This window comes from Amycolatopsis sp. NPDC006131, from assembly GCF_040614175.1.
GTDB classification, from domain to species: domain Bacteria; phylum Actinomycetota; class Actinomycetes; order Mycobacteriales; family Pseudonocardiaceae; genus Amycolatopsis_E; species Amycolatopsis_E tucumanensis.
In genome coordinates, this window is record NZ_JBEXTX010000186.1 from 1 (window position 1) to 9,485 (window position 9,485).

Annotated in this window: 8 protein-coding genes; 4 read left to right on the plus strand and 4 right to left on the minus strand. The window is 72.9% G+C overall.

The window, feature by feature from the left end:
• Nucleotides 1-91: 91 nt before the first annotated feature.
• From egtD to ABZ215_RS42200, 4 genes are read right to left on the minus strand one after another with little or no spacing between them, the layout of a single operon-like run.
• Nucleotides 92-1,066 carry an L-histidine N(alpha)-methyltransferase gene (gene egtD / locus ABZ215_RS42185; RefSeq protein WP_354956438.1) on the minus strand — a complete coding sequence of 325 codons (975 nt, stop codon included), beginning with the start codon at nt 1,064-1,066 and terminating at the stop codon, nt 92-94.
• Nucleotides 1,066-1,824: an ergothioneine biosynthesis protein EgtC gene (egtC, locus tag ABZ215_RS42190; RefSeq protein ID WP_354956440.1), complete on the minus strand. Its 759-nt coding sequence runs from the start codon at nt 1,822-1,824 to the stop codon at nt 1,066-1,068. The genes egtD and egtC overlap by 1 nt, the downstream gene beginning before the upstream one ends.
• Nucleotides 1,825-1,826: 2 nt before the next feature.
• Nucleotides 1,827-3,188, minus strand: coding sequence for an ergothioneine biosynthesis protein EgtB (egtB, locus tag ABZ215_RS42195; RefSeq protein ID WP_354956442.1), 1,362 nt, complete (start codon nt 3,186-3,188; stop codon nt 1,827-1,829).
• Complete coding sequence (locus ABZ215_RS42200) at nt 3,185-4,438, minus strand: glutamate-cysteine ligase family protein (RefSeq protein WP_354956444.1); 1,254 nt, start codon at nt 4,436-4,438, stop codon at nt 3,185-3,187. The genes egtB and ABZ215_RS42200 overlap by 4 nt, the downstream gene beginning before the upstream one ends.
• 167 nt (nt 4,439-4,605) lie before the next feature.
• On the opposite strand from ABZ215_RS42200, the gene ABZ215_RS42205 reads away from it, so the two are divergent.
• The 4 genes from ABZ215_RS42205 (at nt 4,606) to ABZ215_RS42220 (ending at nt 8,625) form a co-directional block, all read left to right on the plus strand.
• Nucleotides 4,606-5,199 carry a TetR/AcrR family transcriptional regulator gene (locus ABZ215_RS42205; RefSeq protein ID WP_237335783.1) on the plus strand — a complete coding sequence of 198 codons (594 nt, stop codon included), beginning with the start codon at nt 4,606-4,608 and terminating at the stop codon, nt 5,197-5,199.
• A 191-nt stretch (nt 5,200-5,390) separates the two neighbouring features.
• Entirely contained in the window at nt 5,391-6,722 is a 1,332-nt protein-coding gene (locus ABZ215_RS42210) for a hemolysin family protein (RefSeq protein WP_020418468.1), read from the plus strand.
• Nucleotides 6,719-7,762: a hemolysin family protein gene (locus ABZ215_RS42215; RefSeq protein WP_354709239.1), complete on the plus strand. Its 1,044-nt coding sequence runs from the start codon at nt 6,719-6,721 to the stop codon at nt 7,760-7,762. The genes ABZ215_RS42210 and ABZ215_RS42215 overlap by 4 nt, the downstream gene beginning before the upstream one ends.
• Nucleotides 7,762-8,625 (plus strand): 3-methyladenine DNA glycosylase, encoded by an 864-nt coding sequence (locus ABZ215_RS42220; protein WP_354956446.1) that lies wholly within the window; start codon nt 7,762-7,764, stop codon nt 8,623-8,625. The genes ABZ215_RS42215 and ABZ215_RS42220 overlap by 1 nt, the downstream gene beginning before the upstream one ends.
• Nucleotides 8,626-9,485 lie beyond the last annotated feature (860 nt).

Here is a 9,485-nt window from a genome sequence, read left to right on the forward strand (position 1 = left end):
ATCAACGCCCACTGCTCATCCGAGAGCATCTGAAACCGCGACACGACCAGCAGCATCCCAGCCACCAACCGCGATCTTTGTCAGACACGCCCTAGCTCATCGCGCGGGCCAGGGACACCCCGAACCGTCCAGCGGCGTCGGTCCACCAGTGCTCGACCTCGAAGCCGGCATCGGCCAGTTCCGCGGTCACGCCGTCGCGGCGGAACTTCGCCGAGATCTCCGTCCGGATGTGCTCGCCCGGCTCGAACGAGACCTCCATGCCCGCGCCCGGGATCGACACCCGCATCGGCTCCGGGGCGCGCAGCCGCATCTCGATCCACTCGTTCCGAGCGTCCCAGTGCGCGACGTGCTCGAAGGAGTCCGGGTCGAAGTTCGCGCCCAGCACCTCGTTGACCACCCGCAGCACGTTGCGGTTGAACTCCGCCGTCACCCCGGCGGAGTCGTCGTAGGCGCGGACCAGCGTCTCCGGGTCCTTGACCAGGTCGGTGCCCAGCAGGAACCACTCGCCCGCGGCCAGCACGTCCCGCACCGAGCGCAGGAACTTGCCGCGGTCGGCGGGCAGGAAGTTGCCGATCGTGCCGCCGAGGAACGCGACCAGCCGGGGCGGTTCGCCGGGCAGCAGGCCGAGGTGCTCGGTGAAGTCGCCGACCACGCCACGCACGTCGAGCCCCGGGTAGCCGGCCTGGATCGCCTCCACCGCCTCGGCCAGCGCGGCCTCCGACACGTCCAGCGGCACGAACGTCCGGAGACTGCCGTGGTCGCGCAGCCCGTCGAGCAGCAGCCGGGTCTTCTCGCTCGACCCCGAACCGAGTTCGACCAGCGTGTGCGCGCCGGTGATCTTCGCGATGCCGGCGGCCTCCCGCGCCAGCACCTCGCGTTCGGCCCGCGTCGGGTAGTACTCGGGCAGCGCGGTGATGTCCTCGAACAACCGGCTGCCCGCCGCGTCGTAGAACCACTTGGACGGCAGCCACTTCTGCTCGGCCGACAGCCCCTCCCGCACGTCCGCGCGCAGCGCCTCGGCGATCTCGGTGGCGCTGCGGTGGATGTCCAGTTCGGACTCGGTCATCAGGGAACACTCCGATCGGCGTTGAGGGGAATGACTTCGACGGCGCCGTGCCGGGCCGCGACGAGGTGCCGGTCGGGCACCTCCGACCAGCCGGGCGCGTCGTCGAGCGGTTCGGACGCGAAGAGGACGGCCTCGCCCTCGACCCGCACCGACAGGGCGTGGGTCCAGGCGGTGCCGACGAGGACGGCGCCGTCGGTGAGCAGGAAGTTCAGCCGCGACCCCGGCGCGGCGCGCTCGACCTGGGCGATCAGGTCGGCGACCGCGCCCACGGGGTCCTCCCCCGCTTCCAGCCGCTCCCGCAGCAGCGCCCACAGCACCGTCGAGTCGGTGGGCGCCTCCAGGGTCATCAGGTCGGTGACCGGCAGCTTCCCGGCCAGCGCGGCGAGGCTGTCCGGCCACCCGCGCACCATCCCGTTGTGGCTGAACAACCACCGGCCGCCGGTGAAGGGCGCGCACGCGCCCTCCCCGGACGGCATCCCGGTGGTGCCGTTGCGCACCGCGGCGACGAACGCTCCACTGTGGACCGACCGCGCCAGCCGCGGCAGGTCCTGGTCGCTCCACAGTGGAACCGGGCGCCGGTACCGCACCGGCTCGGGGCCGTCGCCGAACCAGCCCAGCCCGAACCCGTCGGCGTTGACCACGCCGCCGCCGCGCATGTCCCGCGGCGCGTAGGTCTGCCGCAGCAGCGAGTGCGGCGCGTCGAACACCGGCTCCGCCGGCGAGCGCGGCGGGCCGAGGTAACCCAGGTGGCGGCACACCGTCAGGCCCGCTCGCCCGGCGCGGCGTCCCGCGCGCAACGGAACCCGGCGAAGATCTGCCGCCGGATCGGGTAGTCCCAGTTGCGGAACGTGCCGCGCACGGCCGCCGCGTCGGTGCCGAACGAACCGCCGCGCAGCACCTTGTACTCGGGCCCGAAGAACACCTCCGAGTACTCCCGGTACGGGAACGCGCGGAAGCCCGGGTAGCCGGCGAAGTCGGTGCTCGTCCACTCCCACACGTCGCCGATCAGCTGGTGCACGCCGAGCGCCGAGGCGCCCTTCGGGTACGCGCCGGCAGGGGCGGGCGAGAGGTGCCGCTGGCCCAGGTTCGCGTGCTCCGGCGTGGGATCGTCGTTGCCCCACGGGTACCGCCGGGACTCCCCCGTCGCCGGGTCGAACCGGGCGGCCTTCTCCCACTCCGCCTCGGTGGGCAGCCGCTTGCCCGCCCACCTGGCGTACGCCTCGGCCTCGTAGTAGGACACGTGCACCACCGGCTGGTCGGCGGGCACCGGCTCGTGCACGCCGAAGCGGACCCGCCACCAGCCGTCCGGCTCGCGGCGCCAGAACCGCGGCGCGGTGATGTCGTGCTCGGTGCGGTAATCCCAGCCCGCCGCGCTCCACAGCTCACGCCGGTCGTAGCCGCCGTCTTCGAGGAACTCCACGTACGCGCCGTTGGTCACCGGCACGGTGTCCAGGTAGAACGCGGCCACGTCGACCGCGTGGGCCGGGCGCTCGTTGTCCAGCGCCCACGGCTCCAGCGACGTGCCCATGACGAACGGGCCGGCCGGGACGAGGACCTCGCCCGGCAGTGGCCCCGATCGTGCGGGCGGCGGCGCGGGCGCGTGCAGCACCGGATCGCCCTTGCGCAGCTGGTGGGTGGCCAGCATGGTCTCGTCGTGCTGCTGCTCGTGCTGGGTGATCATGCCGAAGGCGAACCCGGCCTCGGTGAGCGGGCGGCCGGTCATCGGCGCGCTTTCCAGCACGTCGAACGCCTTGGCCCGCACCTCGGCGACGTAGGCGCGCGCCTCGGCCGGCCCCAGCAGCGGCAGCGACGGCCGGGTGGCGCGCGGGTGCTGGAACGCGTCGTAGAGGTCGTCGATGTCGGGCCGCAGCGGCTCCCGGCCGCCCACGTCCCGCACCAGCCACAGCTCTTCCTGGCTGCCGATGTGCGCGAGGTCCCACACCAGCGGCGACATCAGCTTCGAGTGCTGGCGGACGAGGTCGTCGTCGTCCACCGCGGCGGTCAGCGCCGTGCTGCGGGCCCGCGCCCGCTCCAGCGCGGCGGCCGCGCGGGAACGCAGAGCCTCTTCGGACAGTTCACGCACCGGGTTCGGCGCCTCGGTCAACGGCGGCACGCCGGTCATTTCGTCCCCTCCCCGGCGTGCGCGAGCCGCTGCACGCCTTCGCTGATCCGGTTGACGGTCTCCTCGGTCAGGTCGGTGCGGGCCAGCTCGGCGCACCCGAGGTCGGCGACCTCGCGCGCCACCGCCGCTATCCGCGGGTCGGCCATCCCGGCGCGCGCGGCGCGCTCCCACTCGCCGTCGACGGGCGCGCACACCTCGCGCACCCGGTCCACTGTGGAGGGACGGTCGAGCAGTGCGGTCAGCAACGCGACCGGGTGCAGCCAACGGTCCCGCGGCTGGGCGTCGAGGTAGCGGACCTCCAGGTAGCCGTGCGGCCGCACCGGGGTGAACATCGTGGTCAGGTGGTAGTCCAGATCGGCCACGGTCGGCCGCCGCAGGACCCGCCCCGCGCCGCGGCCGGCGGCCCAGTCGGCGAAGGTGAGGCCGTCCGGCGCGTCCCACGGCCCCTCGCCCCGCCGCACCACCAGCAGCGGGGTGTCCATGATGCGGCGCGACCAGCTCGCCGCCGGGTCCGGGCCGCACGCGGCGGCCGCGGTCCGGCACGCCTCGGTGGCCATCACCGCGAGCCAGCGGGCCGACGCCGCGCCGGTGTCCCGCCCCGCGTGCCTCCGGGAGTTGGCGAACAACGCGAGCAGTGGCGGGCCGAGGGCGTGGACGGCGGCCCACCTGGCGGCGAACGAATCGACCTCCCCGGCGTCGACGCAGACCTGCAGGCCGGCGGTGCTGCACATCATCGTGACGCCGCCGTCGCCCATCGGGGCGAACCGGCGTTCCATCGCGGCGTAGCGGGGGGTGTCCAGCAGCCGGGCCGGGGCGCGGTGGGCGTCGATGCCGTCGTCGCGCAGGACGAACCCGTGGCGGGCGAGCAGTTCGGTGAGGTGAGCCAGATCGGCGGCCACCGCGTCGGCGAGCTCGCGGAGCGAGGCCTGGGGCAGGGCGGAGATCTCCACCTGGCCGCCGGGTTCGAGAGTCAGGGGCGAGCCGGCGGGCAATGGCCTGGCCGGGCTCTCGGGACTGAGGGTGCGCGGGGCGTGCGGGCCGAGCGCACGGGCGAGATCTGCACGGTCGAGTGGTCTTCGCGGGTCTTGCGCGTAGTGCACGGTGTACTCGAGCTCCACGCCGAGCAGGCGCGGTGGCCCGTGCTTGAAGCACACGGACGCCACGTACGCCTCGCCCTCGGCGCGGTCGGAGACCACCTTCGCCGCCACCGCCCCGCCGGGGGCGGGTGACGTGGGCCGGACCGCTGTCATGTCGTGTCCAATCGCCGGGGATCACTCGCTTTCGGACGCTACACGCGGGCACCGACAATTTTCAGGGTTGACCGGGGCCGTTCCCGGCTACCGGCAAGACATCCGTAAGGATTGCAGTAAGTACGTACGGTTTGCGAAAGCCGGGCTCGCGGTGTCAGGATCTAGCCATGCCCCGGGTCAGCCAGGACCACCTCGAAGCGCGCAGGCGCCAGATCCTCGACGGATCCCGTGTCTGCTTCGCCCGGTACGGGTACGAGGGTGCCACGGTGCGCAGGCTGGAGGAAGCGACCGGGCTGTCCCGCGGCGCGATCTTCCACCACTTCCGCGACAAGGAGTCGCTCTTCCTCGCCCTCGCGGAGGAGGACGCGGCCCGGATGGCCGACGTGGTCGCGCAGCAGGGCCTGGTGCAGGTGATGCGCGAACTGCTCGCCGAGGGCAGCGACCACCCCGCGGACTGGCTGGGCACGCGGCTGGAGGTCTCCCGGCGGCTGCGCACCGACCCGGAGTTCCGCGGCCGCTGGGCCGAGCGCTCACAGCAGCTGACCGCCGCCACCCGGCAGCGCCTGCTGTGGCAGCGCCAGGCCGGCAACCTCCGCGACGACGTTGACGTGGACGTGCTCACCGCCTACCTGGAGCTGGTCCTGGAGGGCCTGGTGTCGCACCTGGCGATGGGCCTGCCCGCCGACGACCTCGGCCCCGTGCTCGACCTCGTGGAGGAGAGCGTGCGGCGGCACCGGGTGCGCGCCTCGGCCGACTCCTGACACGCTCACCAGCGCCGACGCCCTCGTCCGGCCGCCCGGTTCGGGTATCATGGCGCACACGTTTCCAGCCATTCCCAAGGAGTGACTTCTTTCGTGCGCGACGCGCAGTCACCTGGTGACAGTACGAAGCCGGGTGGCGAACCCGGCGTTCCCGAGCACCTCCCCGGCCCGGTTCAGGACCGTGACGGCCGATGATGGAAGTGCTCCTCTCCGTTCTCGGAGTCGTTTTCTTCGTGTTGCTGACGGTCGGCACCGGTCTCGCGGTGGCCGCCGAGTTCTCCCTCACCGCGCTCGAGCGCAGCACCGTCGAGGCGCACGTCCGCCAGGTCGGTGACAAGCGGGCCCGCACCGTCCGCAAGGCGCATTCGACGCTGTCGTTCCAGCTCTCCGGCGCGCAGGTCGCGATCACGCTGACCACCCTGGTCACCGGGTACGTCGCGGAACCGCTGATCGGCAACCTGGTCCGCCCGCTGCTCACCGCCGCCGGACTGTCCGAAGGCTTCGCGGGCGGCGCCTCGCTCGTCATCGCGCTGCTGCTGGCCACGATCCTGTCGATGGTGCTGGGCGAGATGGCGCCCAAGAACCTGGCCGTGGCCAAGCCGCTGGAGACCGCGCGGGCCGTGATGGGCTACCACTCGCGGTTCTCGGCGCTGTTCCGCTGGCTGATCACGCTGATGAACAACAGCGCGAACTGGCTGGTCCGCAAGTTCGGCATCGAGCCGCAGGAGGAGCTGCGCTCGGCGCGCTCCCCGCAGGAGCTCGGCTCGATCGTGCGCACCAGCGCGGAAAGCGGCACCCTCGACACCTCGACCGCGCGGCTGCTGGACAAGTCGCTGCGCTTCGGCGACCGCACCGCGGAGGAGCTGATGACCCCGCGCGTGCAGGTCGAGTCGCTCACGGTCGGCGACACGATCAACGACCTCGTGGAGCTGTCCCGGCGCACCGGCCACTCCCGTTTCCCGGTCTACACCGAGGACCTGGACGACGTGCAGGGCGCGGTGCACGTGAAGCAGGCCTTCACCGTGCCCGCCGCCGAGCGGGCCACCACCCGGATCGCCTCGATCATGCGCCCGGTGCCCACCGTGCCGGAGTCGCTGCCCGGTGACGCGCTGCTGTCCCGGCTGCGCGACTCGCGCTTCCAGGTGGCGATGGTCGTCGACGAGTACGGCGGCACGGCCGGCCTGGTGACGCTGGAGGACGTGGTCGAGGAGATCATCGGCGACGTCCGCGACGAGCACGACACCGGCGAGGCGCCGTCCTCGCAGCAGGTCGGCTCCGACACCTGGCTGGTGTCCGGCCAGCTGCGCGCCGACGAGGTCACCGAGGTCACCGGGTTCCGGATGCCCGACGGCGACTACGAAACCATCGCCGGCCTGATGCTGGAGCGGCTCGGCCGCATCCCCGACCCCGGTGACTCCACCGAGGTCGACGGCTGGTGCCTGACGGTGTCCGAAATGGACCGGCTGCGCATCGCCGAGGTGAGCCTGCGGCCGCTGGCCGGGCGGACGGAGGTGGCGCGGTGAACGACTGGCTCGCGATCTTCCTGATCGTCGTCCTGCTGCTGCTGAACGCGTTCTTCGTGGGCGCGGAGTTCACCCTGATCTCCTCGCGCCGCGACCGGCTGGAGGCCCTGCTGGAACAGGGCAAGACCCGGGCGCGGATCGTCATCAACGCGAGCAGGCACGTGTCGCAGATGCTCGCCGGCGCCCAGCTGGGCATCACGATCTGCTCGCTGGTCCTCGGCCGTCTCGGCGAACCCGCGGTGGCGCACCAGCTCGAAGGGTTGTTCGGGCTGCTCGGCCTGCCGGACGTCGTGCTGCACACGGTGTCCTTCGCGATCGCGCTGGCGTTCATCACGATCCTGCACGTGCTGATCGGCGAGATGGTGCCGAAGAACCTCGCCATCGCCGAGCCGGAGCGGCTGGCGCTGTGGCTGGTGCCGATCCACGTCGCGTGGGTCAAGCTCGCCAACCCGTTCATCTGGCTGCTCAACGCCATGGCCAACGCGCTGCTGCGGCTGGTCCGGGTCGAGCCGAAGGACGAGCTGGAGACCGCCTACACCTCCGACGAGCTGGCCGAGCTGCTCTCCGAATCCCGCCGCGAGGGCCTGCTGGAGCAGTCCGAGCACGAGCGGCTGAGCCAGACGCTGTCGTCGGTCGAGAAGACCGTCGCCGACGTCCTGGTGCCCACCGCCGAGCTGACGACACTGCCGAGCACGCCGACGGTGGGCGACGTCGAGGAAGCGGTCTCGTCGACCGGCTTCTCGCGGTACCCGCTGCGGTCGGCGGGCGGCGAGCTGATCGGGTACCTGCACGTCAAGGACGTGCTCGACCAGATCGGCGAGGCCCCGGGGAGCCGGGTGCCCGCGGACAAGACGCGGCCGCTGACCGACCTGCCCGCGCACGCCCGCCTCGACGAGGCCCTGTCCGCGATGCGCCGCGAGGGCAGCCACCTGGCCCGCGCGCGCGGCGCGGACGGCACGATCATCGGCGTGGTCGCACTGGAGGACCTGGTCGAGGAGTACGTGGGCACGGTGCGCGACGGGACGCACGTGACGGCGTGATGCGGGTTCTGGCCGAGGACGAGTGGCGGGCCCGGCGACGCGAGCACGCCGCGCGGATCCGCCGCTGGACCGGGCCCTACCAGGAGCGCCGGTCGCGGGGCGAGAAGCACCCGGTGCACGACTTCCTGTTCCAGTACTACCCGCACCGCCCCGCGCACCTGGAACGGTGGAGCCCGGGGCCGGGTGTGGCTCTGGCCGGGGCTGCTTCGGAGTTCCTGGCGCGGCCGGAGTTCCGGGAGACGGCGGGCGGCGTGGTGCTCGGTGAGCTCCCCGCCAAGCGGGTGCCGACGGTGCGGGCGTTGCTGGTGCTGCTGGAGGCCACCGCGTCCCGGCCGCCGCGGCTGAGCTGTTTCGGGCTGCACGAGTGGGCGATGGTGTACCGGCAGGCGCCCGGGCAGGTGCGGCACAACCAGCTGCCGCTGCGGCTGGGCACGGCCGGCACCGACACCGTCGTCGAGTCGCTGGAGCTGCGCTGCGGGCACTACGACGCGTTCCGGTTCTTCACCCCGCCCGCCCGGCCGCGCAACGCCCTGGAGCCGTCGCGGGAGCGGCAGGTGGAGCTGGAGCAGCCGGGGTGCCTGCACGCGAACATGGACCTGTACCGGGCGGCGTTCAAGCTCGACCCGTTCGTGCCGTCCGAGCTGGTCGCGGACTGCTTCGAGCTGGCGGTGGAGATCCGCGAACTGGACATGCGGGCGAGCCCGTACGATTTGTCGGGACTGGGCTACTCCCCCATGCGGATCGAGACCGCGCGGGGGCGGGCGGAGTACGCGCGTGCCCAGGCGGCGTTCGCCGCCAGGGCGGAACCGCTGCGCGCTCGGCTGATCGAGCACTGCCGGACGCTCCTCGCACAAGGGCAGTAACGCTCAGTCCTGCGATTTTCTTGGGTTCATCACGTTTCGCTAACGACGGACCCCTGTTAGGGTGAACGTCGTTTGTCGGAGCACACGGAGAGTTGAGGAAGAGCACGCATGGGGCGACACAGCAGGGGCGACGACCCCGCTCACGGCCGTCCTGAGGCTGGGGAGCCGACGGGGTACCGGCAGGCGGCGCCGCGACCGGGCGAGGCCGTGGGCGCGTTCCCGGTGGATCCCGGCTCGGCGAGCGGGTACCAGCACGTGCCCGGCGGTGCTCCTGGCGATGGTCCCGGCGGCGTGGCCCGTGGTGCGACCCCCGGTGCTCCCCGCGGCGTGGCCCCCGGTGTCTCCCACGACGCGGCCCCTGGTGCTTCCCGCGGCGTGGCCGCCGGTGTTCCCGCGGGTGGCCGGACTCGCCCCGTTGAGGCGGGCAGTCGCCGCGCAGGCGGTTTCGCCGCGCCCGGTGAGACGACCGGCAGCCGCCGCGCTGTGAGCTCAGGCTTCGGCGGGTCCCGCTCGGTGGCGGCCCCGGGCGAGGCGACCGGTAGTCGCCGGACGGTCGGCGCCTCCGAATCCACCGGCAGCCGCCGCTCCCTGGGTGCCTCCGAGTCCACCGGTAGCCGCCGGGCCGAGGGGGCCGCTGAGTCCACCGGCAGCCGCCGCGCGGTCGGTGCCTCCGAAACCACCGGTAGCCGCCGGGCCGTGGGCGCCTCCGAGTCTACCGGTAGCCGCCGCGCCGTGGGGGCCTCCGAGACCACCGGCAGCCGCCGCGCCATCAGCGCCACCGAGACCACCGGCAGCCGCCGCGCCATCAGCGCCACCGAGACCACCGGCAGCCTGAGCAGGACTACACCGCACGATCGTCG

Bases quoted from the DNA above. Each gene is read 5' to 3' on its own strand.
- egtD (WP_354956438.1), bottom strand. From the start codon at position 1,066: ATGACCGAGTCCGAACTGGACATCCACCGCAGCGCCACCGAGATCGCC.
- egtB (WP_354956442.1), bottom strand. From the start codon at position 3,188: ATGACCGGCGTGCCGCCGTTGACCGAGGCGCCGAACCCGGTGCGTGAA.
- ABZ215_RS42205 (WP_237335783.1), top strand. From the start codon at position 4,606: ATGCCCCGGGTCAGCCAGGACCACCTCGAAGCGCGCAGGCGCCAGATC.
- ABZ215_RS42210 (WP_020418468.1), top strand. From the start codon at position 5,391: ATGATGGAAGTGCTCCTCTCCGTTCTCGGAGTCGTTTTCTTCGTGTTG.
- ABZ215_RS42200 (WP_354956444.1), bottom strand. From the start codon at position 4,438: ATGACAGCGGTCCGGCCCACGTCACCCGCCCCCGGCGGGGCGGTGGCG.
- ABZ215_RS42220 (WP_354956446.1), top strand. From the start codon at position 7,762: ATGCGGGTTCTGGCCGAGGACGAGTGGCGGGCCCGGCGACGCGAGCAC.